General features: G+C 72.4%; 22 protein-coding genes. 9 read left to right on the top strand and 13 right to left on the bottom strand.

Annotated elements, in window-relative coordinates:
• Positions 1–50: 50 nt before the first annotated feature.
• Complete coding sequence (locus OYE22_RS27485; protein ID WP_277322898.1) at positions 51–2,747, bottom strand: FHA domain-containing protein; 2,697 nt, start codon at positions 2,745–2,747, stop codon at positions 51–53.
• Positions 2,748–3,236: 489 nt separating this feature from the next.
• On the opposite strand from OYE22_RS27485, the gene OYE22_RS27480 reads away from it, so the two are divergent.
• Positions 3,237–3,368: a hypothetical protein gene (locus tag OYE22_RS27480; protein WP_277322897.1), complete on the top strand. Its 132-nt coding sequence runs from the start codon at positions 3,237–3,239 to the stop codon at positions 3,366–3,368.
• A 519-nt stretch (positions 3,369–3,887) separates the two neighbouring features.
• Positions 3,888–5,132 (top strand): phosphoserine phosphatase SerB, encoded by a 1,245-nt coding sequence (gene serB / locus OYE22_RS27475; protein WP_277322896.1) that lies wholly within the window; start codon positions 3,888–3,890, stop codon positions 5,130–5,132.
• Between the two features lie 229 nt (positions 5,133–5,361).
• Here serB and OYE22_RS27470 read toward each other — a convergent pair whose 3' ends face one another.
• From OYE22_RS27470 to OYE22_RS27455, 4 genes are all read right to left on the bottom strand, one after another.
• Positions 5,362–5,880: a histidine phosphatase family protein gene (locus OYE22_RS27470; protein WP_176160957.1), complete on the bottom strand. Its 519-nt coding sequence runs from the start codon at positions 5,878–5,880 to the stop codon at positions 5,362–5,364.
• Between the two features lie 423 nt (positions 5,881–6,303).
• Positions 6,304–6,549 (bottom strand): hypothetical protein, encoded by a 246-nt coding sequence (locus OYE22_RS27465; RefSeq protein ID WP_277322895.1) that lies wholly within the window; start codon positions 6,547–6,549, stop codon positions 6,304–6,306.
• Between the two features lie 272 nt (positions 6,550–6,821).
• Positions 6,822–6,938 carry an SGM_5486 family transporter-associated protein gene (locus OYE22_RS27460; RefSeq protein WP_254391602.1) on the bottom strand — a complete coding sequence of 39 codons (117 nt, stop codon included), beginning with the start codon at positions 6,936–6,938 and terminating at the stop codon, positions 6,822–6,824.
• A gap of 42 nt (positions 6,939–6,980) precedes the next feature.
• Positions 6,981–8,591 (bottom strand): MFS transporter, encoded by a 1,611-nt coding sequence (locus tag OYE22_RS27455; RefSeq protein WP_277322894.1) that lies wholly within the window; start codon positions 8,589–8,591, stop codon positions 6,981–6,983.
• A gap of 192 nt (positions 8,592–8,783) precedes the next feature.
• On the opposite strand from OYE22_RS27455, the gene OYE22_RS27450 reads away from it, so the two are divergent.
• Complete coding sequence (locus tag OYE22_RS27450) at positions 8,784–9,458, top strand: FCD domain-containing protein (protein ID WP_277322893.1); 675 nt, start codon at positions 8,784–8,786, stop codon at positions 9,456–9,458.
• A 190-nt stretch (positions 9,459–9,648) separates the two neighbouring features.
• Here the strand turns inward: OYE22_RS27450 and OYE22_RS27445 are convergent, their stop codons facing one another.
• From OYE22_RS27445 to fabG, 3 genes are all read right to left on the bottom strand, one after another.
• Positions 9,649–9,954: a hypothetical protein gene (locus OYE22_RS27445; RefSeq protein ID WP_277322892.1), complete on the bottom strand. Its 306-nt coding sequence runs from the start codon at positions 9,952–9,954 to the stop codon at positions 9,649–9,651.
• Positions 9,955–10,250: 296 nt separating this feature from the next.
• A complete protein-coding gene (fabI, locus tag OYE22_RS27440; protein WP_176160960.1) occupies positions 10,251–11,024 on the bottom strand; it encodes an enoyl-ACP reductase FabI in 774 nt (257 codons plus the stop codon).
• Between the two features lie 5 nt (positions 11,025–11,029).
• Positions 11,030–11,734: a 3-oxoacyl-[acyl-carrier-protein] reductase gene (fabG, locus tag OYE22_RS27435; RefSeq protein ID WP_176160961.1), complete on the bottom strand. Its 705-nt coding sequence runs from the start codon at positions 11,732–11,734 to the stop codon at positions 11,030–11,032.
• Between the two features lie 355 nt (positions 11,735–12,089).
• On the opposite strand from fabG, the gene OYE22_RS27430 reads away from it, so the two are divergent.
• The 3 genes from OYE22_RS27430 (at position 12,090) to tyrS (ending at position 16,398) form a co-directional block, all read left to right on the top strand.
• On the top strand, positions 12,090–13,613 hold the full coding sequence (locus tag OYE22_RS27430) for a TldD/PmbA family protein (RefSeq protein WP_277322891.1): 1,524 nt from the start codon (positions 12,090–12,092) through the stop codon (positions 13,611–13,613).
• Entirely contained in the window at positions 13,610–15,037 is a 1,428-nt protein-coding gene (locus OYE22_RS27425) for a metallopeptidase TldD-related protein (protein WP_277322890.1), read from the top strand. The genes OYE22_RS27430 and OYE22_RS27425 overlap by 4 nt, the downstream gene beginning before the upstream one ends.
• A 92-nt stretch (positions 15,038–15,129) precedes the next feature.
• Positions 15,130–16,398, top strand: a complete 1,269-nt coding sequence (tyrS, locus tag OYE22_RS27420) for a tyrosine--tRNA ligase (RefSeq protein WP_277322888.1) — start codon at positions 15,130–15,132, stop codon at positions 16,396–16,398.
• A 76-nt stretch (positions 16,399–16,474) separates the two neighbouring features.
• Here the strand turns inward: tyrS and OYE22_RS27415 are convergent, their stop codons facing one another.
• Complete coding sequence (locus tag OYE22_RS27415; RefSeq protein WP_277322887.1) at positions 16,475–16,747, bottom strand: GlsB/YeaQ/YmgE family stress response membrane protein; 273 nt, start codon at positions 16,745–16,747, stop codon at positions 16,475–16,477.
• Positions 16,748–16,961: 214 nt separating this feature from the next.
• Between OYE22_RS27415 and OYE22_RS27410 the strand changes: the two genes are divergently transcribed.
• Both OYE22_RS27410 and OYE22_RS27405 read left to right on the top strand, forming a co-directional pair.
• Positions 16,962–17,336, top strand: coding sequence for a DUF3099 domain-containing protein (locus OYE22_RS27410; protein WP_277322886.1), 375 nt, complete (start codon positions 16,962–16,964; stop codon positions 17,334–17,336).
• A 222-nt stretch (positions 17,337–17,558) separates the two neighbouring features.
• A complete protein-coding gene (locus OYE22_RS27405) occupies positions 17,559–17,783 on the top strand; it encodes a hypothetical protein (RefSeq protein WP_277322885.1) in 225 nt (74 codons plus the stop codon).
• Here the strand turns inward: OYE22_RS27405 and moaA are convergent.
• From moaA to OYE22_RS27390, 3 genes are all read right to left on the bottom strand, one after another.
• A complete protein-coding gene (moaA, locus tag OYE22_RS27400) occupies positions 17,766–18,755 on the bottom strand; it encodes a GTP 3',8-cyclase MoaA (RefSeq protein WP_277322884.1) in 990 nt (329 codons plus the stop codon). The genes OYE22_RS27405 and moaA overlap by 18 nt on opposite strands.
• 202 nt (positions 18,756–18,957) lie before the next feature.
• The gene (locus tag OYE22_RS27395) at positions 18,958–20,580 is read right to left on the bottom strand and encodes a cation acetate symporter (RefSeq protein WP_277322883.1); all 1,623 of its coding nucleotides are present in this window, start codon (positions 20,578–20,580) and stop codon (positions 18,958–18,960) included.
• Positions 20,577–20,924: a DUF485 domain-containing protein gene (locus OYE22_RS27390; protein ID WP_277322881.1), complete on the bottom strand. Its 348-nt coding sequence runs from the start codon at positions 20,922–20,924 to the stop codon at positions 20,577–20,579. The genes OYE22_RS27395 and OYE22_RS27390 overlap by 4 nt, the downstream gene beginning before the upstream one ends.
• A gap of 409 nt (positions 20,925–21,333) precedes the next feature.
• Between OYE22_RS27390 and OYE22_RS27385 the strand changes: the two genes are divergently transcribed.
• Entirely contained in the window at positions 21,334–22,899 is a 1,566-nt protein-coding gene (locus OYE22_RS27385) for a S8 family serine peptidase (protein ID WP_277322880.1), read from the top strand.
• A 107-nt stretch (positions 22,900–23,006) separates the two neighbouring features.
• On the opposite strand, the gene OYE22_RS27380 is transcribed toward OYE22_RS27385, so the two are convergent.
• Positions 23,007–23,660, bottom strand: coding sequence for a lysoplasmalogenase (locus tag OYE22_RS27380; RefSeq protein WP_277324346.1), 654 nt, complete (start codon positions 23,658–23,660; stop codon positions 23,007–23,009).
• Positions 23,661–23,774 lie beyond the last annotated feature (114 nt).

Here is a 23,774-nt window from a genome sequence, read left to right as displayed (position 1 = left end):
GGTGCCGCCCTGCGGCGTTCGTGTGGCCTCCGCGAGCGGACGCCGGGGCGCTACTTGCGCATGACCTCCGGCTCGTGGCGGCGCAGCAGCCGGGCGACGGCGAAGCCGCAGGCGACGCCGAGCGCGATCAGCGCGAGCATGTCGATGGTCCACTGGCCGACCGAGTGCTCCCACAGCGGGTCGAGGTCGTTCGGCTGCTTGCGGTCCCAGGGCGCCATGACGTGCGAGAGGTCGAGCGTGGCGCCCGAGGCGCCGATCGCCCAGCGCGAGGGCATCAGGTACGCGAACTGCTCGATGCCGAGCGAGCCGAAGATCTTGAACAGCACGCCGGTGAAGACGACCTGCACGATCGCGAACATCACCAGCAGCGGCATGGTCTTCTCGGCCGTCTTCACCAGCGAGGAGATGACCAGGCCGAACATCATCGAGGTGAAGCCGAGGGCGATGATCACCAGGCACAGTTCGGCGGCGGGCGGGAAGATCAGGCCCTCGTCCGGCAGGTCCCGGGTGGAGAAGCCGATCGCGCAGATGATCACGCCCTGGATCGCGGTGATCAGGCCCAGCACGATGACCTTGGACATCAGGTAGGCGGACCGGGACAGGCCGACGGCCCGTTCCCGTTCGTAGATCACCCGTTCCTTGATCAGCTCTCGTACGGAGTTGGCGGCGCCGGAGAAGCACATGCCGACCGCGAGGATCAGCATGATCGTGCCGGCGTCCTGGTTGAACTGTCCCTTGGGCCCGGCGACCAGGCCGTAGTCGGAGGGGATGACCACGCTGACCGCGCCGAGCACCGCCGGCAGGATGACCATCAGGCCGATGAACCCGCGGTCGGAGGCGATCACCGACACGTAGCGCCGCATCAGGGTCCACAACTGCGAGGCCCAGCTCTGCGGCTTCTGCGTACGGGCCGGCGGCGGCTGGACGTGGACCGACTGCGGGGCGACGGCGTCGATGTCGGCCGCGTACATCTGGAAGTGCTGCGAGCCGCGCCAGCGGCCGGCCCAGTCGTAGTCGCGGTAGTTCTCGAAGGCCGAGAAGACGTCGGCCCAGGTCTCGTAGCCGAAGAAGTTGAGCGCCTCCTCCGGCGGGCCGAAGTAGGCGACGGACCCGCCGGGGGCCATGACCAGCAGCTTGTCGCACAGCGCCAGCTCGGCCACGGAGTGCGTGACGACGAGCACGGTACGGCCGTCGTCGGCCAGGCCGCGCAGCAACTGCATCACGTCGCGGTCCATGCCAGGGTCGAGGCCGGACGTCGGCTCGTCCAGGAAGATCAACGACGGCTTGGTCAGCAGTTCGAGGGCGACGGACACGCGCTTGCGCTGGCCACCGGAGAGCGAGGTGACCCGCTTTTCGGAGTGGATGTCGAGCTTGAGTTCGCGCAGCACCTCGCCGATCCGCGCCTCGCGCTCGGCCTCGGCGGTGTCGCCGGGGAAGCGGAGCTTGGCCGCGTACCGCAGCGCCTTCTTGACCGTGAGTTCCTTGTGCAGGATGTCGTCCTGCGGGACGAGCCCGATGCGCTGCCGCAACTCGGCGAACTGCTTGTACAGGTTCCGGTTGTCGTAGAGGACGTCACCCTGGTCGGCCGGGCGGTAGCCGGTGAGCGCCCGCAGCAGGGTGGACTTGCCGGAGCCGGACGGGCCGATGACGGCGACCAGCGACTTCTCGGGAACGCCGAAGGTGACGTCCTTGAGGATCTGCTTGCCGCCGTCGACCGTCACGGTCAGGTGGCGGGCCGAGAAGGAGACCTCGCCGGTGTCGACGAACTCCTCAAGCCGGTCGCCGACCAGCCGGAAGGCCGAGTGACCGACGCCGACGATGTCGCTGGGGCCGATGATCTGGCGGCGGACCGGCTGACCGTTGACGTAGGTGCCGTTGTGGCTGCCGAGGTCGACGATCTCGAACCGGCCGTCGGCCATGGCCCGGAACTCGGCGTGGTGCCGGGAGACCTGGAGGTCCGAGACGACGAGTTCGTTCTCCAGCGCACGACCGATGCGCATCACGCGGCCGACGGCGATCTGGTGGAAGGTGGTCGGGCTGCGGTCCCCGTGCGGGGCGACGCCCGCGCCCGGCCCGGCCTGGCCGGGGAAGCCCTGCGGCGCCTGCTGCTGATGCCCCGGTGCCTGCTGCTGGTGTTGCGGCGGCACCTGCTGGGGCTGTTGCGCCTGCTGTGCTGGGTGCTGGTGCTGCGGCGCCTGCGGAGGCTGTGCGTGAGGGGCCTGCTGCTGCCCGTGGAACTGCTGCGGCGGGACCGCTTGGTGCGGGGCCGCGTGCTGGGGCGGGGCCGCCTGCTGGGGGTGTTGGGGCTGCGGGGCCTGCTGCCATCCCTGCTGTTGCCCGGCGTGCTGCCAACCCGCGGGCTGCTGCGGGGCGGGGGCCTGTTGCTGCGCGGCTATCCCGTGCTGCGCGGCGTAGCCGCCGGCTTGCGGATGGGCGTCGGCCCCGGCGGCCATGGCCGCGCCGGTGAAGTTCAACCGTGGTCCGTCGGAGGCGTTTCCGAGGTGAATGGTCGTGCCCGGGCTGATCTCCAGGTGCTGAACGCGCTGGCCCCGCGCATAGGTGCCGTTGGTGCTGCCGTGGTCCTCGATGGCCCAACCGTGCCCGTTCCAGTGCACGGTGGCGTGCCGCCACGAGACCCGGGCGTCCTCCAGCACCACGTCGCCTTGCGGATCGCGCCCGAGGCTATACGACCTGGACGGGTCCAGCGTCCAGGTCCGTCCATTCAATTCCAGTACGACTTCCGGCACTCCATGCCCCAATTACTTGTCCCCCGAGTTACCCCCTGCGACAGGGAGTCTAGGGATGGCGAACATCGTGAGGAACTATTTCAGGCTCGGTCCCCCAACGGAAAGTCGGGCCTTGCCACGGCCCTGTAACGGGTGACGCTCGGTACGGAGAAAGGCCCCCGGAGAGGAATAAGCACCCATGGATGCGTACGGACCATACGTATCCGGGCAATTGGCGGACCCGGCCCGACCGTTGCCGCGCGGGCCCGGCCGGGCGCCGAGCGCCGAGTGGCAGGCAGCGGGCGGGCCGGGCGCGGCCCACGGCACCCGGCCGCGACCACGCGGGGCCGACCTTCCGGTGCCGGCCAGGGAGCACGCCGGCATGCACGTCGGACGGACATCGCCTCGCGTCAGCGGCGTTCCCCGCCGACGCGATCACGCTCTCGCCCGACGGGGCAACGATACGGTCACGATCGACGCTGTGTGATACGCGCGTAAGGCGTGTGAGGTATGCGTGAGGTGCGCGTGATGATTTCCGCGCGGTCGCCGAAGGCGATGTCGGCGGAATCGCCGACAAAGAGCGCGACGCGCGAACTCCGAGTCGCTGCCGATTTCGGCGATATCGACCGCGAGCCCGCTTGATCGAATCCCCCGCTCCGCCGCGTATCGCCGACCGCCGGCTATCCCCGGTACGCCGCGCACGCCGTGGCCCGGCCACGTGTGCGGCGCCCGTGCCCCGCCAGGCGCCGCCTGCGCCCGCGTGGCACCCGCCCAGCCCACACGCTCGACGCTCGCCACCGGGCGCCCGCCGTCCGCCGTCCGCCCGCCTGCGGCCCGTCGCCCGTCGCCGCCGCTGAAGCCACCGTCGCCGTCGCCGTCACCCCGGAGCGTCCAGGTCCGCCCGCGCGGGTCGGGCCAGCGGCCATGGGTCCGCCCCCTCCGTCACGCGTGCCCCGGGCGTCGCAGCGCGGGGTGTCGGACCGGCGAGCGGTGGGGCGATCTTTGACGTATGCCGTCTACGTCACCGCGCAGACGGGGGCAGACCGTACCGAAACGGAACCTCACGCACTGGTAACGGTCCGGCGACCAGTGGCCGTACGACTGTCCGTGGTCCGGACAGGCGGACGACAGATGTCCCTGGCCCGCTACCGTGGAAACACCATGAGCACACCGCAGACCACCCCCGTCACGTCCGTTCCCGGCGACGACGTGCCCACTCTCCTCGTCAAGATCTTCGGCAAGGACCGCCCCGGCATCACCGCCGGGCTCTTCGACACGCTCGCCGCCTTCGACGTTGATGTGATCGATCTGGAGCAGGTCGTCACCCGTGGCCGGATAGTGCTGTGCGCGCTCGTCACGGCGCCCGACGAGAAGGGCGCCACGGCCGGCGAGCTGCGCTCGACCGTGCACAGCTGGGCCGACTCGCAGCGCCTCCAGGCCGAGATCATCTCCGGCATCGGCGATAACCGGCCACGCGGCACCGGGCGCTCACACGTCACGGTGCTCGGCCACCCGCTGACCGCCGAGTCGACCGCGGCCATCGCCGCCCGCATCACCGGCGTCGGCGGCAACATCGACCGCATCTTCCGACTCGCCAAGTACCCGGTGACCGCCGTGGAGTTCGCGGTCTCCGGCACCGAGACCGAACCGCTGCGCACGGCCCTCGCGCTGGAGGGCGCGGCGCTCGGCGTGGACGTCGCCGTGGTGGCCTCCGGGCTCCAGCGACGCGCGCAACGGCTGGTGGTGATGGACGTCGACTCGACGCTCATCCAGGACGAGGTGATCGAACTCTTCGCCGCGCACGCGGGTTGCGAGGCCGAGGTCGCCGAGGTCACGGCGCGCGCGATGCGCGGCGAGTTGGACTTCGAGGAGTCGCTGCACGAGCGGGTCGCGCTGCTCGCCGGGCTCGACGAGTCGGTGGTGGACAAGGTCCGCGCCGAGGTGCGCCTCACGCCCGGGGCGCGGACCCTGATCCGTACGCTCAAGCACCTCGGCTACCAAGTGGGCGTGGTCTCCGGCGGGTTCACGCAGGTCACCGATGACCTGAAGGAACGGCTCGGGCTCGCCTTCGCCGCGGCGAACACCCTTGAGGTGGTGGACGGCAAGCTCACCGGGCGCGTGATCGGTGACGTCGTGGACCGGGCGGGCAAGGCGGCCCTGTTGCGCAGGTTCGCCGCCGAGGCCGGGGTGCCGCTGGCGCAGACCGTCGCCATCGGCGACGGCGCGAACGACCTGGACATGCTGAACGCGGCGGGGCTCGGCGTCGCCTTCAACGCCAAGCCGGTCGTCCGCGAGGCGGCGCACACCGCCGTCAACGTGCCGTTCCTGGACACCGTCCTGTACCTGCTCGGCATCACCCGCGAAGAGGTCGAGGCCGCGGAGACGCACTCGCCCGAGGACGCGTAACCCCCGCTCCCCCGCTCACGGGCCTCGCCCGCCCCCGTCCCGTACGGGGTGCGCGTACGGGGCCCGAGGCGCCTGCGGCCCGCCGCCGGCCGGTGGTCCGGCGGCGGAGGGCCGCTCGCTCAGGCGGGGTGGGCGGCGCCGCACGGCGGTCGGCCCGGCGAGGGCGGGCCGGAGGTGGTGGGCGGCGCCGGACTGGGCGCGCGCACCGCGCCGGGGCGGCGCGGTGGCCTCACTCCTGCGGCGACCAGTAGGCGGTGAGTCGGCCCACGCCGTGCTCGACCGACTTCCACGTGCCCTGGAAGGTCAGCACCGCGATGGCCGCGGTGGGGAAGCCGGCGCGGTTCATCCGCGCCAGGGCGTCGCCCTCGGCGTCGCCGGCCAGCGCGTCGGCCAGGGCGTGCATGCCGGGGTTGTGGCCCACGAGCAGGAGTTCGTTGACGTCCTCGGCGGTCTCGTTGACCAGGGCGATGAGTTCGCCGAGCGATGCCTCGTACATCCGGTCCTCGTAGACCGTCCTGGGGCGCTGCGGCAGCTCGTGCACCGCGAGCTTCCACGTCTCGCGGGTACGAACCGCGCTGGAGCAGAGGGTAAGTTCCGGAGCGATGCCGGCCGAGGCGAGCCAGCGACCGGCGGCCGGGGCGTCCCTGCGGCCACGCTCCGCGAGGGGGCGCTCATGATCGGATTCTTGGGACCAGTCGGCCTTCGCATGTCGGAAAATGACGATCCTGCGGGGAACATCGACGCTCATGTCGTCCAGCTTCGCATGAAACGCGCCGTGAGGCGCGGGGTGTTGGGACGCGCACTCGGTACGGGGGACGGCGCCTGGGACCCCGTGTCACTGGGCATGCGCGCTGGTACGAGGCGGGTGCGGGGGCGGAACCGGCTGCTTCGCGTGGGCGGATCGGCCCGGCGGCGGGGCGGGGCGGGTTCAACGGGACCGCACACCGTCGATGTGCGGAGTCGTGCGCTCCGCGGCTCCTCGCGCGGGGGTGCGCGGGCCCGCGAGGCCCGGTCTCCGGCGCACGATCCGATCTCGGCACGCGGCCGGGTCCCGGCACGTGGCCCGGTTGTCACGGAGGCTGGCAGCCCGCAGGGCGCGGGTGGCACGCGCGCGGCGCGACACCGAGCTGAGACCGGGGCGGCGGCCCACCGTCGGGGCCGCGGCGGCGGCTCAGGACAGGAGCTGGACTATCGAGTCCCGCAGGAGGGCCACGAACCGCGCCACGTGCCCCGTGCTCCCCTCGGCCGCCTGGGCGTCGGAGGGGCCGACGAGCATCAGCAGCAGCGCGGCGAAGACCACGGCGGGCAGCGCGATGGCCCACCAGGGAAGCTCCACCTCCCGCACGGCCGGCTGCTCGGCGCCGGTGGCCCGCGCGCGGTCGGACCGTCCGGCGGGGCTGTACGCAGGGGCTGCCATGGGGATCGCCTCCGGGGAACGATGGGGCGGCGCGACCGCCTGCCACGGCCGCGCCCACCGCTGTGCGCGGTGTACATCGAACTTACGAAAGCGCGGCCCTCGCGCCCATCCGGTGATCCACCCAGTTGCCCCTGAGCCTGACCCCCTAGGGGATGGTGGTGCTAGCCCCACCACGACGCCCGGCCGGACTGGCCCGTGACGCGCGAGGGTCGGCCCAGCCCCCCGCGCGCACCTCCCCGGCGCGGGCGGTACCCGCGGGGGCGGGGGATGGCTCAGGGCGAGGCGATCGTCGCGATGATGCCGATGACGACGGTGATGCCGAGCATGACGCCAAGGATGGTCAGCAGCTTCTTCTGACCGTTCTGGGGGTTCGGGTCGAGAACAGACATGTGGCCCAGTGTCCCACTGCCGGTTCGCGGGGCGCGTCGGGGTCAGAGCTCGTTCTCGACGATGCGGTCGCGCCCGGCCAGCACCCCCGCGCCGATCTGCAACACCAGCAGTCCGCCCATCAGCGCGATCGGCAGGTCCCAGCCGTCGGTGTGCTGGTAGAGCGCGCCGACCAGGAGCGGCCCGGGGATGGAGATCAGGTAGCCGGTGCTCTGCGCGAAGGCCGACAGGCGCACCACTCCGGAGCTGCTCCGGGCCCGCATGCCGATCATGGTGAGGGCGAGCGGGAAGGCGCAGTTGGAGAGGCCGAGCAGCACGGCCCAGGCCCAGGCGCCGCCGGCCGGCGCGCTCCACAGCCCCGCGTACCCGACCAGCCCGCACGCCCCGAGCGCGACGACCAACCCGCCTTGGTGGGGCAGCCTGGCCGCGAGCCGCGGCAGTACGAAGGACAGCGGTACCCCGAGCGCCATGGTGACCGCGAGCAGGACGCCCGCGGTGGACGCGGAGACGCCGGCGTCCCGGAACATCTGCGGCATCCAGCCCATGGTGATGTACGCGCCGGTGGCCTGGAGCCCGAAGAAGACGGCCAGGGCCCAGGCGGTGGGGCTGCGGGTGATCCGGCGCCCCGGCGTGGCCTGCGGCCCGGCGTCGGCGTCGCCGTCACCGGACGACCGGCCCCGCGCGGCGGGCTGCCCCGGTGCGGCGGACTGGCCCCGCCCGGCCGGCACGTTCCCGGCCTCCCGCGCGGGCTCGCCAGAACCGCCCGGGCCGCCCGGGCCGGCGGGGCCGGGCGAGCCAGCCGAGCCACCGGTAAGAGTCGAACCGTCCGCACCGGCCGGATCCGCCGGCGTCGCCGGGCGGGCGGCGCGGCTGGACCTGACGATGACGAACCAGGGCAGCACCGCGAGGGCAGCGACCACGGTCCACAGCACGAGGCCGGTGCGCCAGTCGCCGCCCAGCGCGTCGGTCAGGGGCACGGTGCTGGCCGCGGCGATGGAGGTGCCGAGGGCCAGCGCCATGGTGTAGACGCCCGTCATCGGCCCGACCCGGTCCGGGAAGCGGCGCTTGACGATCACCGGCAGCAGGATGTTGCTGACGGCTATGCCGGCGAGCGCGAGGGCGCTGGCGAGCAGGAAGCCGACGGTGCCGCCGGCGAACGGGCGGATCAGTACGCCGAGGCCGATGGCCACCAGGCCGGCACAGACGACGGCCTCCTGGCCCCACCTCCTGGCCAGCCGGGGCGCGGTCAGACCGAAGACCGCGAAGCACAGGGCGGGCATGGAGGTGAGCATTCCGGCGACGGTGCCGCTCATCCCGAGGCCGTCGCGCACCTCTTCGAGGAGGGCGCCGAGGCTGGTGATCGCGGGCCGCAGGTTGAGCGCGGCCAGGACCAGCCCGGCGATCAGCAGCCGGCGCTGCCAGGGCGAGCCCGGAAGCGCCGCCGCCGTGGGCCGGTCGCCGACGGCGACCGGCGCGCCCCCGGCCTCGCTGGCGCCCTCGCCGGCGCTCTCGCGCACGGCGGCGGGCTCGGGCGGCGCGACGGTTGCCGTGCGCCGCGCCGTGCGGTCGCCCGTGGCGGGCACCTGGCCGTGCCGCGCCGAGGAGCCGTCGCGCGCGGGCGTGCGCCCGGCCTCCGCAAGGTGGTCGTCTGTCATGCGGCCATCATAGAATCATGGGATGAATCCCTGTCCACTCCGAACTTCGGCGGCCGCTTCCTCGCCGCCCTCCGCGCGCCACGGCCGGCCGCCCCGTGTGCGGGGCCGCGGCGGGGCGACAGAATGGGGGCTTCGCCAGCCCGTCGGACGCCCCCGCCCAGGAGGGTTCGGCCGCCCCCGACCAGGAGAGTCATGCCGCTGACCTCGCCCCGGCGTTCCGCCCTCGCCGACCAGGTGATCGCCCAGCTCCGCGCCCAGATCACCACCGGCGAGTGGCCGGTCGGCTCGCGCATCCCCACCGAGCCCGAACTCGTCGAGCAGCTCGGGGTGGCGCGCAACACGGTGCGGGAGGCGGTGCGCGCCCTCGCGCACAACGGCCTGCTCGACATCCGGCAGGGCTCGGGGACATACGTGGTGGCCACCAGCGAACTGGCCGGCGTGATGAACCGCAGGTTCGCCGGGGCCGACCCCCAGCACATCGCGGAGCTGCGCAGCGCCCTGGAGGCGGAGGCGGCCCGGCTGGCCGCGCGACGGCGGACGGAGCCGGACATGCGCCAGCTCGGCGTCCTCCTCGAGCGGCGCGAGCGAGCCTGGGAGTCCGGCGACGCGGCGAGCTTCGTCGAGGCCGACGGCACGCTGCACATGGCGGTCGTGGCGGCCTCGCACAACGACGTGCTGGCCGAGTTGTACGCGGACCTCGGCATGGTGCTGCGCGAGTTCCTGCGGGCCAACGTCGGTGAGCGGTTGCGTCCGGAGGCGTACGTGGACCACGCGCGGCTGGTGACGGCGATCCGGGACCGGGACGAGGAGCGGGCCGCGGCGGAGGCTTCGGCACACCCCTTCGGGTGCCGGTTCGTGGAGGCGTGAGGCCGGCGCCCCCGCTCGGCCACCCGCCGCGCCGCGCGCCGTAACGCCCGGCCAGGAGCGGTGCGACCGGCGCCAGGGAGCCAGCACCTGGCGCCGGCCGGATCAGGGGGGCGGGGCGTACGCCCGGCTCGGGGGCGCCGTGCCCTCGCGTGGGTACGTACCGGAAAGGTGGGAGCGCGGGGGGGGGCCGTCAGCCGTGGGTGATCCACACGCTCTGGACTTCCTTCCAGCAGCGGTCCGCCAGCGTCACGCCCTGGGTCGGGCCCAGCTCGACGGGGCGGCCGTCGACGTCGGGGTCCCACCAGCGGCGGCATTCGATGTGCAGTTGGACGTGGTCCGCGTCCGCGTCCGGGTTGAAGCAGGTCGCGGTACCGGTGCTGCCGCGCACCGCAGTGCGGCAGTCCGCCTCGGTGGGCGCGGCGCCGGCAGGCGGCGTCAGCGACAGGGCCAGCCCGGCCGCGGCCATCGCCAGGGCGGCTATTCGGCGACGGGACATGCGCACGCCGACACCTCTCTTAGCGCGTTGCCGGGGGGGGTGCCCCCGGCTCCCTCACAGTGTCGCCGGCACCGCCCCGGCGCACGACCTGGGAAGGCCGCTCGAGCGGGCCGCCTGAGGCGCGGGCCGGACACGGACAGCGGAGACGGCCGGTGGGACGTCTCCTGGGAACGAGCACTGGAGACGTGGGAACGAGCGCTGGAGACGGACGACGCCCGCCCCGCCGTTCGGGCGGAGCGGGCGTCGTCCCGCGTACGAGTGCGGCGCCCGTACGGTGGGCGCCGGTTGGCGGTGGGTCAGGCACCCATCATGTGCACGCCGCCGTCGACGTGCACGACCTCGCCGGTGGTCTTCGGGAAGAAGTCCGAGAGGAGCGCGACCACGCCACGGCCCGCGGGCTCGGGGTCGGACAGGTCCCAGCCGATCGGGGCGCGGTGGTTCCAGACGTCGGCCAGTTCCTCGAAGCCCGGGATGGACTTGGCGGCCATCGACTTGATCGGGCCGGCCGAGACCATGTTGCAGCGGATGTTCTTGGCGCCCAGGTCGCGCGCGAGGTAGCGGCCCGTGGACTCCAGGGCGGCCTTGGCCACGCCCATCCAGTCGTACTTCGGCCAGGCGATGGAGCCGTCGAAGGTGATGCCCACGACCGAACCGCCGCGCTTCTCCATCAGCGGCAGGCAGGCCATGGTCAGCGACTTGAGCGAGTACGCCGAGACGTGCAGCGCCGTCGAGACGTCCTCCCAGTCCGCCTCCAGGAAGTTGAACGCGCCCTGCGGCCCGAAGGCGATCGAGTGCACCACGCCGTCGAGGCCGGTGTCGTCGCTGGAGTGCTCGCGGATCTTGTCGGCGAGCGAGGCCAGGTGCTCCGGGTTCTGCACGTCCAGTTCGATGACCGGCGCGGGCTTGGGCAGCCGCTTGGCGATCCGCTGCACCAGCGTGACCCGGCCGAAGCCGGTGAGGATCACCTCGGCGCCCTCCTCCTGCGCCACCTTGGCGGCGTGGAAGGCGATGGAGTGATCGGTCAGGACGCCGGTAATCAGGATGCGCTTGCCTGCGAGGATTCCACTCATGTCGTTCAGTGACCCATGCCCAATCCGCCGTCGACGGGAATGACGGCTCCAGTGATGTACGCGGCCTCCTCGGAGGCCAGGAAGCGGACCGAGGCGGCGATCTCCTCGACCTGGGCGTAGCGGCCCAGGGGCACCTGCTTCACGATGCTCTCCCGCTGCTCGTCGCTGAGCACCCGGGTCATGTCCGTGTCGACGAAGCCGGGGGCGACGACGTTCACGGTGATGTTGCGCGACCCGAGCTCGCGGGCGAGGGAGCGGGCGAAGCCCACCAGACCGGCCTTGGACGCGGCGTAGTTCGACTGCCCCGCCGAACCGAGCAGGCCCACGACCGAGGAGATGAGCACGATACGGCCCTTGCGGGCGCGCAGCATGGCGCGGTTGGCGCGCTTGACGACGCGGAAGGTGCCGGTGAGGTTGGTCTCCAGCACGGAGCTGAAGTCCTCTTCCGACATGCGCATCAGAAGCTGGTCACGGGTCACGCCGGCGTTGGCGATCAGCACCTCGACCGGGCCCTGCTTCTCCTCGATCTCCTTGTACGCCTGCTCGACCTGCTCCGGCTCCGTGATGTCGCACTTGACGGCGAGGAATCCGGCCGGCGGCTCGCCGGAGCGGTAGGTGATGGCGACCTTGTCCCCCGCGTCGGCGAACGCGCGAGCGATAGCGAGGCCGATGCCCCGGTTTCCACCGGTGACGAGAACCGAGCGGCTCAAGGGTCCACCCTTTCGATAAGCGGTCTGGATACCCGAAAACTATCGGTCCCCCGGTCCCGACGGAGAAGCCGCCTCCGACAGGGGCGTACGGCGCGCGCTGTCGGGTCCCTACAGAACCGGCCGTCCGACCGGCCACGGGCCACTCTCGCGTGCCGACGGCTACGGTGCGTGGATCGGCGCACACCAGCGCGTGCCCGGCCGCGGCAGGGCGCCGCGCGCCGCGGCGACGGCAGGGAGCGGCGAACCGGCCGCCGTCCCGGCCGGCTCGTCACGCCGGCACAAAACCACGCCGGACCAGGGCGGCGACATGATTCACTGCCGTGACGAATCGAGTCATCGAGAAGGTGAGGCGCCCGTGGCGCACGAGATTGATGAGACCTTCCTCGCGCTGCCGCTGCGCGCGCTGGCCGATGCCGCGCTCGCACGGGCTCGCGCGCTGGGCGTCGAGCACGCGGACTTCCGTTTCGAGCGGGTGCGCAGCGCGTCCCTGCGCCTGCGGGACGCCAGGCCGGCGGGTTCGTCGGACACCACCGAGCTGGGGTACGCGGTGCGGGTGGTGCACGGCGGAGCGTGGGGGTTCGCCTCGGGCGTCGACCTGACCATGGACGCGGCGGCGCGGGTGGCCGGGCAGGCGGTGGCCATGGCCAGGCTCTCGGCGAAGGTGATCGAGGCCGCCGGCAGCACGGAGTCCGTGCGGCTGGCGGACGAGCCCGTGCACGCGGACCGGACCTGGGTCTCCGCGTACGAGATCGACCCGTTCACCGTGCCCGACGCGGAGAAGACGGGCCTGCTGGCGCAGTGGAGCGAGCGGCTGCTCGCCGCGGAGGGCGTGGCGCACGCGGACGCGTCGCTGCTGACCGTGCACGAGAACAAGTTCTACGCGGACACCGCCGGCACCGTCACCACCCAGCAGCGGGTGCGGCTGCACCCGACGCTGACGGCGGTGGCCGTGGATCCCCAGAGCGGCGAGTTCGACTCGATGCGCACGCTCGCGCCGCCGGTCGGCCGGGGCTGGGAGTACCTGACCGGCACCGGCTGGGACTGGGACACGGAGCTGGCGCGGATGCCCGAGCTGCTCGCGGAGAAGATGCGCGCCCCTTCCGTACAGGCCGGTACGTACGACCTGGTCGTCGACCCGTCCAACCTGTGGCTGACCATCCACGAGTCGATCGGGCACGCCACCGAGCTGGACCGGGCGCTGGGCTACGAGGCGGCGTACGCGGGCACCTCGTTCGCCACCTTCGACCAGCTCGGCTCGCTGGCGTACGGCTCCGGGATCATGAACGTGACCGGTGACCGCACCGCCGAGCACGGCCTGGCCACCATCGGCTACGACGACGAGGGGGTGGCCGCGCAGTCCTGGGACCTGATCAAGGACGGGACGCTGGTGGGCTACCAGCTCGACCGCCGCATCGCGCGGCTCACCGGGTTCGAGCGGTCCAACGGCTGCGCCTACGCGGACTCCCCCGGCCACGTGCCCGTCCAGCGGATGGCGAACGTATCGCTCCAGCCGGCGCCGGACGGGCCGAGCACCGACGAGCTGATCGGCGAGGTCGAGCGGGGTATCTACGTCGTGGGCGACCGGTCCTGGTCCATCGACATGCAGCGGTACAACTTCCAGTTCACCGGCCAGCGCTTCTTCCGGATCGAGAACGGCCGGCTCGCCGGCCAACTGCGTGACGTCGCCTACCAGGCGACCACCACCGACTTCTGGGGCTCCATGTCGGCCGTCGGCGGGCCGCAGACCTATGTGCTGGGCGGCGCGTTCAACTGCGGCAAGGCCCAGCCCGGTCAGGTCGCCGCCGTCTCGCACGGCTGCCCCTCCGCGCTGTTCCGCAACGTGAACATCCTGAACACCACGCAGGAGGCCGGGCGATGAGCGCCGCCACGCACCGCACCACCGCGCCGCACGAGATCGTCGAGCGCGCCCTTGACCTGTCCCGCGCCGACGGCTGCGTGGTCATCGCCGACGAGCGCTCCAGCGCCAACCTGCGCTGGGCCCGCAACGCGCTGACCACCAACGGCGTCACCCGCGACCGCACGCTCACGGTGATCGCGACGGTCGACGGCCGCGAGGGCACCGCCTCCGGCGTCGTCTCCCGCTCCGCCGTGACCGCCGAGGACCTGGAGCCGCTGGTACGCGCGGCCGAGGCGGCGGCCAGCGGCGCCGGCCCCGCCGAGGACGCGGGCCCGCTGGTGAGCGGCGGCACGCCGTCGGCGACCTTCACCGAGGCCCCCGCCGAGACCTCGTCCGAGGTCTTCGCGGCGTTCGCGCCCGCGCTCGGCGAGGCGTTCGGCCGCGCCCGCGCGGCCGGCCGCGACCTGTACGGCTTCGCCTACCACGAGCTGGTCTCCAGCTACCTGGGCACCTCCACCGGGCTGCGGCTGCGCCACGACCAGCCCAGCGGCACGTTGGAGCTGAACGCGAAGGCGCCGGGGGCGGGCGACGCGCCCGTCCCGCGCTCCGCCTGGGTCGGGCGCGCCACGAACAACTTCACGGACGTGGACCCGCTGGCGCTCGACGCGGAGCTGGCCCAGCGCCTGGAGTGGGCGCGGCGCCGCACGGAGCTGCCGGCCGGGCGGTACGAGACGCTGCTGCCGCCGACGGCCGTGGCGGACCTGCTGATCTACCAGCTCTGGTCGTCGTCGGGGCGGGACGCCGCCGAGGGTCGTACGGTCTTCAGCAAGCCGGGCGGCAGCACCAAGGTCGGCGAGCGGCTGGCCAAGCTGCCGCTGACGCTGCGCAGCGACCCGGGCGAGCCCGGGCTTGAGGCGGCGCCGTTCGTGCTGGCGCACAGCTCGGGCGGCGACGCGTCGGTCTTCGACAACGGGCTGCCGCTGGGCCCCACCGAGTGGATCAGGGACGGCGCGCTGTCCCGCCTGGTGACCAGCCGGCACAGCGCCGCGCTGACCGGGCTGCCGGTGGCCCCCGCGGTGGACAACCTGATCCTGGACGGGGGCGGCTCGCGCTCCCTGGCCGACCTGGTGGCCGACGCCGGGCACGACGGGCCCGCGCTGCTGCTGACCTGCCTGTGGTACATCCGCGAGGTGGACCCGGCGACGCTGCTGCTGACGGGGCTGACCCGGGACGGTGTCTACCTGGTGGAGCGGGGTGAGGTCGTCGGCGAGGTGAACAACTTCCGGTTCAACGAGTCGCCGGTGGACCTGCTCTCCCGGGCCAGCGAGGCGGGGCGTACCGAGCGGACGCTGTCGCGCGAGTGGGGCGACTACTTCCCCAGGACCGCGATGCCGGCGCTGCGCGTGCCCGACTTCCACATGAGCTCGGTCAGCGAGGGCGTATAACCTCGTACCGGAGCGAGCCGGCTCGCTCCGGCGGATCGGGCCGGCCTACGGACGCTCCGGACGAACAAGCCATACAAGGAGATACGAGAACCGTGACGGACATCGTCGACGACCTGAAGTGGCGTGGGCTCTTCGCCCAGTCCACGGACGAGGACGCTTTGCGCAAGGCCCTCGCGGACGGTCCCGTCACCTTCTATTGCGGCTTCGACCCGACCGCGGCGTCGCTGCACGTCGGGCACCTCGTGCAGGTGCTCACGATGCGCCGGCTCCAGCGGGCGGGGCACCGGCCGCTGGCGCTGGTCGGCGGGGCCACCGGGCAGATCGGTGACCCGCGGCCCACCGCCGAGCGCACGCTGAACGACCCGGCGACGGTCGCGAACTGGGTGACCCGGCTGCGCGCCCAGATCGAGCCGTTCCTGACCTTCGACGGCGAGAACGCGGCCGTGCTGGTCAACAACCTGGACTGGACCGAGGGCCTGTCGGCGATCGAGTTCCTGCGGGACATCGGCAAGCACTTCCGGGTGAACAAGATGCTCACCAAGGACTCGGTCGCCCGCCGGCTGGAGTCCGAGCAGGGCATCAGCTACACCGAGTTCAGCTACCAGTTGCTCCAGGGCATGGACTTCCTGGAGCTGTACCGTCGCCACGGCTGCGTGCTCCAGCAGGGCGGCAGCGACCAGTGGGGCAACCTCACGGCGGGCATCGACCTGATCCACCGCCTGGAGCCGCAGGCCACGGTGCACGCGCTGGCGACGCCGCTGATGACGAAGGCGGACGGCACCAAGTTCGGCAAGACCGAGGGCGGCTCGGTCTGGCTCGACCCGGAGATGACCACGCCGTACGCGTTCTACCAGTTCTGGCTGAACGTGGACGACCGGGACGTGAGCCGGTACGCGCGCATCCTCTCCTTCAGGAGCCGGCAGGAGCTGGAGGAGCTGGAGAGGTCGACCGAGGAGCGCCCGCAGGCGCGGGCGGCCCAGCGCGCGCTGGCGGAGGAGCTGACGACGCTGGTGCACGGCGCCGACCAGTGCGCCGCGGTCATCGCCGCGTCCCGGGCGCTGTTCGGGCAGGGCGACCTGGCCGAGCTGGACGCCGCGACGCTGAGCGCCGCGCTGTCCGAGCTGCCGCACGCGCGGATGGGCACGCTGGCCCCGGTGGTGGACCTGTTCGCCGCCGTGGGCCTGGTGGCCAGCAAGTCGGCCGCGCGACGCACGGTGAAGGAGGGTGGCGCCTACGTGAACAACGCCAAGGTGACCTCCGAGGACGCCGAGCTCGACGAGGCGGACCTGTTGCACGGCCGCTGGCTGGTGCTGCGGCGCGGCAAGAAGAACCTGGCCGCGATCGAGGTCGCGGCCGACTGACAGGGTGCCGCCGGGGGTCGGCCACGCGGGTGCGTGGCCGGCCCCCGGCGGGGCCGCCCGGTCGTCGCCGACCGGGTCAGGCGTGGCGTTTCCCCTTGATCGACGCCCAGAGCCGGTCGCCGACGCCGACGACGAGCACGGCACCGGCCAGTTGCAGCAGATGCCGGATCCAGTCGATCCCCTTGGTGTCGTCCACTCCGATCCAGCCAGCGACCGCGTTGCCGATGATGCTGCCGATGATGCCGAAGATGATCGTCAGCCAGATCGGGATGTTCTGCTTGCCGGGGAGAATGGCCTTGGCCAGCAGGCCCAGGACCAGGCCCACGATGATGGCCCACAACCAGCTCATGTCGCCTCCTCTAGCGGCGGGTGTGCGCATCCCGGTCCAAGTGTCCGACCGGTTCGCCCACGTCGCATGTCAGGGGACGGGCTCGGGGCGACCCGGCGTCGGCCGAGCGGGCGGGTCGGGGTGCCCCGGTCTCGTACCCGGGCCGGCCGCGGCGTACCGTTGACGGTGTCCGGAGCCGGGTACGTTCGACCCGTCAGGTAGGTGGTGGAGCGAGATGCGGAAGCACAACGGCCCCGAGGTCTTCCGGATCACCGGTGCCAGGGAGGGCCTGGCCGATGACGTGCGGCGCAGGCAGCGGCGCTATGTGATCTCGATGTCCGTGCGTACGCTGTCCGTGATCCTCGCGGCCGTGTTGTGGAACGTCGAGCGCCACGTCGCCTTCGTCGCCCTCGCGCTCGGCATCCTGCTCCCCTACGTGGCCGTGGTGATCGCCAACGCGGGGCGGGAGAACGCGCCGAGGTTGCCGTCCACGTTCATTCCGCCCCCCGCCCGGCCCATGCTGATGGGCCCGAACCGGCCCTCCGCACCGGAATCCGGACACGAGAAGGCGGCGCCCACTCCGGGCGAGTCCCGGGAGCACCGGGGCTGACCTGGGGTGGCGTGGCAAGCTCAAGAAAACCTCAGATCAATCGTGCGGTTCCGCTGCACCGCACTGGGTCCCGCGTGACATACTTCGTAGGCGCTCCGCATCCCCCGTCGGAGCGACGGACTGACGCCGGGCGGCTCCCCCCGTGGCTGCCCGGCGTCGTCATGTCCAGACCAATATCGGGGTCGCCGGTCGCCCCGGGCGCCGTCGCGTAGGGTCGCAGTCGTGAACGCGTCCGACACCTCCGATGCCATCTGCTCAGCCAAGGGCTGCCGCGAGCCCGCGGTGTGGGTGCTCGCCTGGAACAACCCCAAGCTGCACACCCCCGAGCGCCGCAAGACGTGGCTGGCGTGCCCGGCCCACCGCGAGCACCTCTCGCAGTTCCTCGGCATCCGCGGCTTCCTCAGGGACACCGTGCCGCTGGCCGAGTGGTCAGCCCCCGATAGCTGACATCGGCCGCTGCGGCTGGAGGAAGGTCGGGTCGTCGAGGCCGGAGCCGGCCTTCTTGCCCCACATCGCGCGTCGCCACCGCTCGGCCACCTCGGCGTCCGGCGCCCCGGAGCGCAGCGCGGCGCGCAGGTCGGTCTCCTCGCGGGCGAACAGGCAGGTGCGCACCTGGCCGTCGGCGGTGAGCCGGGTGCGGTCGCAGGCGCGGCAGAAGGGGCGGGTGACGGAGGCGATGACGCCGACCCGCGCCGGGCCGCCGTCCACCAGCCAGCGCTCGGCCGGCGCGGAGCCGCGCTCGTCCTCGTGCTCAGGGGTGAGCGCGAAGCGGGTGCGCAGGCTCGCCAGGATGTCGCCGGCGGTGACCATGCCCTCGCGCTTCCAGCCGTGCTGGGCGTCCAGCGGCATCTGCTCGATGAAGCGCAGCTCGTAGCGGTTCTCGACGGCCCAGGCGAGCAGGTCGGGGGCCTCGTCGTCGTTGAGCCCGGGCATCAGGACGGCGTTGACCTTGACGGGGGTGAGGCCGGCGGCGCGGGCGGCGGCGAGGCCGTCGAGCACGTCCTGGTGTCGCTTGCGCCGGGTCATGGTCTGGAAGACGTCGGGCCGCAGTGTGTCGAGGGAGACGTTGACCCGGTCGAGGCCGGCACCGCGCAGGGCGGTGGCGGTGCGGACGAGGCCGATGCCGTTGGTGGTCAGCGAGATCTGGGGGCGCGGGGTGAGGGCGGCGCAGCGTTCGACGATGGCGACCAGGCCCGGGCGGAGCAGCGGCTCGCCGCCGGTGAAGCGGACCTCGGTGACGCCCAGCTGGGTGACGGCTATGGAGACCAGCCGGACGATCTCGTCGTCGGTGAGCAACTCGGGCTTGGGCAGCCAGTTCAGGCCCTCGGCGGGCATGCAGTAGGTGCACCGGAGGTTGCAGCGGTCGGTGAGGGACACCCGGAGGTCGGTCGCGACCCGACCGTAGGTATCGAGCAGCATGTGGCGACCCTTCTCGCGTGACGCACGACCTGACGTTGCCGGCGGGTCCCCTGTGCCGGAGGGGACCCCGTGTCAAGTGTCTCGCAGCGTACGCGATCTCCCCCGTGGCCCGACAGAACGCTGGATCGCGGGGCGGCGGGACGCGGCGCGGGCCCGGCGCCGAGGTGGCGTCGGGCCCGCGCGACGGGGTGGGGCGCCGGGGTCAGTGCGCCCCGTAGCCGGTCAACGACCGCACTTCGAGCTCGGCGTACTTCTCCTTGTCCACCGGCTCCTTGGAGACCAGCGAGCCGATCCAGCCCAGCAGGAAGCCGAGCGGGATGGAGACCAGGCCCGGGTTCTCCAGCGGGAACCAGTAGAAGTCCACGTCCGGGAACATCGACGACTCCTTGCCGGAGACCACCGGCGAGAAGAGCACCAGGAACACCGAGGCGAACAGCCCGCCGTAGATCGACCAGAGGGCGCCCTGGGTGGTGAAGCGCTTCCAGAAGAGGCTGTAGAGGATCGTCGGCAGGTTGGCCGACGCGGCCACCGCGAAGGCCAGCGCCACCAGGCCGGCGACGTTCAGGTCGCGGGCGAAGACGCCGAGCACCACGGCCGCGATGCCGATGCCGACCGTCGCCCAACGGGCCGCGGAGACCTCCTCCTTCTGCGTCGCCTGGCCCTTGCGGATGACGTTGGCGTACAGGTCGTGCGCGAAGGAGGACGAGGAGGCCAGGGTGAGCCCGGCGACGACGGCGAGGATGGTGGCGAAGGCCACGGCCGAGATCACCGCGAGCAGGATCGCCCCGCCCGCCGAGTCGGGCCCGCCGCCGATCTCCTGCGCGAGCAGCGGCGCCGCGGTGTTGCCCGCCTTGTTGGACTCGATGATGTCGGTGCGTTTCAAAAGCGCCGCCGCGCCGAAGCCGAGCGCGATGGTCATCAGGTAGAAGCCACCGATGATGCCGATGGCCCAGTTCACCGAGCGGCGCGCGGCCTGCGACGTGGGCACGGTGTAGAAGCGGATCAGGATGTGCGGCAGGCCGGCCGTGCCGAGCACCAGCGCGATGCCGAGCGAGATGAAGTCGAGCTTGGTCGTCGCGTCGATGCCGTACTTGAGGCCGGGTTCGAGGAAGGCGCCGCCGGCGCCGCTGTTGTCGGCGGCCTCGCCGAGCAGCGTCGAGATGTTGAAGTCGTACTTCAGCAGGACCAGGAAGGTGATGAGCAGGGTGCCGGCGATCAGCAGCACCGCCTTGACCATCTGCACCCAGGTGGTGCCCTTCATGCCGCCGATCGAGACGTAGAGGATCATCACCACGCCGACCAGCACCACGATGAGGATCTTGCCCGCCTCGCTGGTGATGCCGAGCAGCAGCGAGACCAGCACGCCGGCGCCGGCCATCTGGGCCAGCAGGTAGAAGATCGAGACCACGATGGTGGAGATGCCGGCCGCGGTGCGCACCGGGCGCTGCCGCATGCGGTACGCCAGCACGTCCCCCATGGTGAACCTGCCGGAGTTGCGCAGCGGCTCGGCGACCAGGAGCAGGGCGACCAGCCAGGCGACGAGGAAGCCGATGGAGTACAGGAAGCCGTCGTAGCCGTAGAGGGCGATGGCGCCGGCGATGCCGAGGAAGGACGCGGCGGACATGTAGTCGCCGGAGATGGCCAGGCCGTTCTGGAAGCCGGAGAACTGCCGGCCGCCCGCGTAGAAGTCGGTGGCGTCCTTGGTCTGCTTGCCGGCCCACACGGTGATGCCGAGGGTCACCAGGACGAACGTCGCGAACAGCGAGATAATCAGCGGCCGGTGGTCGCTGACGCCCTCGGCGGCGAGGTGGAGGGTATCCGTCACGACTCACTCTCCAGGCGGGCCTTGATCGCGCTGGCGCGCGGGTCGAGCTTGGCGTTGGCGTGGCGGGCGTACCACCAGGCGATGGCGAAGGTGGACAGGAACTGCAGCAGGCCGAAGACGAGGGCCACGTTGACGTTGCCGACGACCTGCTTGCCCATCAGGTCGCCCGCGTAGCTCGACAGCAGCACGTAGAGCAGGTACCAGCTGACGAACGCGATCGTGAGCGGGAAGGCGAACGAGCGGTGGGAGCGGCGCAGTTCGGCGAATTCCTCGCTGGACTGCACCTCGATGAAGTCGGGTCGTCCGGCCTTGCGGGCCGGACCTTGGGGCGGTGCGGGGTCCACGGTCTCTCCTGACGTGGCGACTGGCTGGGGACGGATCACGGGCGGGTGCGGGAGCGGTGGGCGGGGCGGCGACTGGCGTGCCGGGCAAGGGCGTTGCCGCGGGGCGTGGGCGTCAGCGGGCGGCGGGTCGGGGGTCGCGGGCGGAGGGGACGGGGCGTCGGGCGGGCGGTGAGTGATCCGGGTCACGCATCGTAGGCCGAGGTAGCGCCGTCGAACAGGGGGACAAGCGACGGAATCCGAGAAGATCCATTTCGGGATGGTGACGCCGTGTGTCACTCCGTTGGCCGTAGCGAGTTTTTCCACGTCAGCCATTGATGGACGGCTCGCTCAGCGTTAGCTTCACTCGTCATATAACCGGTCCGGTCGCGCTCCGCGTTCGGACGGCCCTGACGACTGATGGGGAGACCCCATGGCTCATCTGCGATCCAGACGCCGGCGCGCCCTGCTCGCGGTGCCCGTAGGACTCGCGCTCACCGCGTCACTCGGGTTCCTGCCCGGCGCGGCCTCGGCCTCCTCGCAGGACGCGCCTTCCTCCGCCACCGCTCCGCGCGCGGCCGGTCCGGCGTTGTCGTACGTGGTGAACACGGCCCCCGACAAGGCCACCGTCGGCAAGGTCAAGAAGGAGATCGCGAAGGCGGGCGGCTCCGTCGTCGCCAGCTACCCGAAGATCGGCGTGATCGTCGCGCACGCCCCGGCCACCGGTTTCGCGGAGAAGATACGCGCCGTCAAGGGCGTGCAGTCCGCCGGCGCGACCCGCACCTCGCCCCTGACGCCGGCCGCGACCACCGAGGTCGGCAAGCCGGAGAAGGTCAAGGCCCCGCGCGCCAACGCGCAGAGCGCGGCGAAGGCGAGGGCGGCCGGCCAGGAGCCGCTGGAGCCCATGCAGTGGCACCTGCCCGCGATGAAGGCGGACGAGGCGGCCAAGGTCAACCCGGGCGACAGGAACGTCACCGTCGCGGTCATCGACACCGGCGTGGACGACACCCACCCGGACCTGGCTCCGAACTTCGACCGGCGGGCCTCCGCCAACTGCGCGAACGGCGTCCTGGACACCTCGAAGGGCGCCTGGCGCCCGTACGACCCGGACGCGGACTACCACGGCACCCACGTGGCCGGCTCGGTCGCCGCCGCGCGCAACGGGGTCGGCGTCGCCGGCGTCGCGCCGAACGTGAAGATCTCCGCCATCAAGGTCAGCGACCAGAAGACCGGCCTGTTCTACGCCGAGAACGTGGTCTGTGCCTTCGTCTTCGCGGCCGACAAGGGCGTCGAGGTCACCAACAACAGCTACTACGTCGACCCGTGGATGTTCAACTGCAAGGCCGACGCCGACCAGCGGGCCATCCTTGACGCGGTGGGCCGGGCGGCCAGGTACGCGCAGGACAAGGGCGCCGTCAACGTCGCCTCCGCCGGCAACTCCAACTTCGACCTCGGCGCGAAGTCGATCAAGGACACGTCGAGCCCGAACGACTCGCAGGAGGTCGACCGCGAGATCGACCCGGCCACCTGCCTGGACGCGCCGACCCAGTTGCCCGGCGTGGTCACGGTCTCCGCGACCGGCGTCAAGTCGCTGAAGTCGTACTACTCCAACTACGGCCTCAACCCGTCGGTGGCCGCCGGCCAGATCGACGTCGCGGCCCCCGGTGGCGACCGCAACCAGCTGCCCGAGCTGCCCGCCAAGGACGGCCGCATCCTGTCCACCATGCCCGGCGGCGACTACGCCTACCTCCAGGGCACCTCGATGGCGAGCCCGCACGTCGCGGGCGTGGCCGCCCTGGTGCGCAGCGCGCACCCGAACGCCAGCCCGCAGGAGGTGCAGTGGCTTCTGAAGCAGCAGGCCGACAACCCGGGCTGCCCGACCGCCCCGTACGACCCGAACGGTGACGGCAAGGCGGACGCCACCTGCACCGGCACCAAGCACGTGAACAGCTTCTACGGCTACGGCATCGTCAACGCGCTCAAGGCCGTCACGCAGTAACGGCGACCTGGAGGCGTCAGCGGACGCGCGCGGGGCCGGGCAGCCGATCGTCGGCGGCCCGGCCCTCGTGCGTCCGGGGCGTGTCGGCGGTCGGTGGTCGGGCCCGGCTACGCGCCGCGCCGGGCCGCGCGGCCCGGGCCCGGCAGGCCCGCGCCGGAGACCTCGCGCGCCCCGGGCTCGCCCGCCCCGCGCAACACCCCGACCGTGAGGGCCAGTTGGGCGCCCCCGTACGTCAGCATGATCCAGAACTGCGGCGCCGGGGGTTGCGGCCAGTCGGCGATGCCGGTGGCGATCAGCGTGTCGGAGAGCAGGAACAGGGCGCCGCCCGCCCCGGCCCACGGGCCGACGCGCAGCGCCGCCAGGGCCATGGCCGTGAGCAGCAGGCTGTACGCGGCGACCGGCCCGCGCATGTCGGGCGCAAGCCCCGGCCACAGCAGGGCCACCGTGCCCAGCCAGGCCGTCGCGTAGCCGGCGGCCACGAGCGCCACTGTGCGGCGGGGCGCGGTGATCGGGCCGAGGCGGGCGAAGAGGACCAGGTAGCAGACGTGGCCCGCGGCGAAGGAGGCCATGCCGGCGAGGAAGGCCGGCTCGCCGCCGAGTTGCAGCAGGGTGTCGCCGCCGCAGCCGAACAGCAGGGCGGCCACGAGGAGTCGCGGCCCGCCCCGCAGCAGCACGTACGCCGCCAGCGCCGGCATCAACGCGGGCTTGGTGGCGTACTCGACGGGCTCGGCGGAGGTGTCGGAGACGGCGGGCACGAGCAGCGCGGTCAGGTGAACCAGCGCGAGCAGGGCGAACAGGACGGCGCAGGGCAGCACGGCCCGGACGTGCCGGTGACCGCCGAGCGGGGCGAGCCGGGTGGTCCCTGGCGCGCGAGC

The organism is Streptomyces sp. 71268, from assembly GCF_029392895.1.
Lineage (GTDB): Bacteria > Actinomycetota > Actinomycetes > Streptomycetales > Streptomycetaceae > Streptomyces.
The sequence above is the reverse complement of the archived record's forward strand: the minus strand, read 5'-3'. Positions and strand labels throughout refer to the sequence as shown.

What these genes read in the sequence shown, in the direction of transcription:
- OYE22_RS27460 (WP_254391602.1), bottom strand. Translation starts at nt 6,938, where the DNA reads ATGTCTGTTCTCGACCCGAACCCCCAGAACGGTCAGAAGAAGCTGCTG.
- OYE22_RS27465 (WP_277322895.1), bottom strand. Translation starts at nt 6,549, where the DNA reads ATGGCAGCCCCTGCGTACAGCCCCGCCGGACGGTCCGACCGCGCGCGG.
- OYE22_RS27385 (WP_277322880.1), top strand. Translation starts at nt 21,334, where the DNA reads ATGGCTCATCTGCGATCCAGACGCCGGCGCGCCCTGCTCGCGGTGCCC.
- OYE22_RS27425 (WP_277322890.1), top strand. Translation starts at nt 13,610, where the DNA reads ATGAGCGCCGCCACGCACCGCACCACCGCGCCGCACGAGATCGTCGAG.
- OYE22_RS27410 (WP_277322886.1), top strand. Translation starts at nt 16,962, where the DNA reads ATGCGGAAGCACAACGGCCCCGAGGTCTTCCGGATCACCGGTGCCAGG.
- OYE22_RS27480 (WP_277322897.1), top strand. Translation starts at nt 3,237, where the DNA reads ATGCGTGAGGTGCGCGTGATGATTTCCGCGCGGTCGCCGAAGGCGATG.
- moaA (WP_277322884.1), bottom strand. Translation starts at nt 18,755, where the DNA reads ATGCTGCTCGATACCTACGGTCGGGTCGCGACCGACCTCCGGGTGTCC.
- OYE22_RS27450 (WP_277322893.1), top strand. Translation starts at nt 8,784, where the DNA reads ATGCCGCTGACCTCGCCCCGGCGTTCCGCCCTCGCCGACCAGGTGATC.
- OYE22_RS27455 (WP_277322894.1), bottom strand. Translation starts at nt 8,591, where the DNA reads ATGACAGACGACCACCTTGCGGAGGCCGGGCGCACGCCCGCGCGCGAC.
- OYE22_RS27470 (WP_176160957.1), bottom strand. Translation starts at nt 5,880, where the DNA reads ATGAGCGTCGATGTTCCCCGCAGGATCGTCATTTTCCGACATGCGAAG.
- OYE22_RS27415 (WP_277322887.1), bottom strand. Translation starts at nt 16,747, where the DNA reads ATGAGCTGGTTGTGGGCCATCATCGTGGGCCTGGTCCTGGGCCTGCTG.
- serB (WP_277322896.1), top strand. Translation starts at nt 3,888, where the DNA reads ATGAGCACACCGCAGACCACCCCCGTCACGTCCGTTCCCGGCGACGAC.
- fabI (WP_176160960.1), bottom strand. Translation starts at nt 11,024, where the DNA reads ATGAGTGGAATCCTCGCAGGCAAGCGCATCCTGATTACCGGCGTCCTG.
- OYE22_RS27445 (WP_277322892.1), bottom strand. Translation starts at nt 9,954, where the DNA reads ATGTCCCGTCGCCGAATAGCCGCCCTGGCGATGGCCGCGGCCGGGCTG.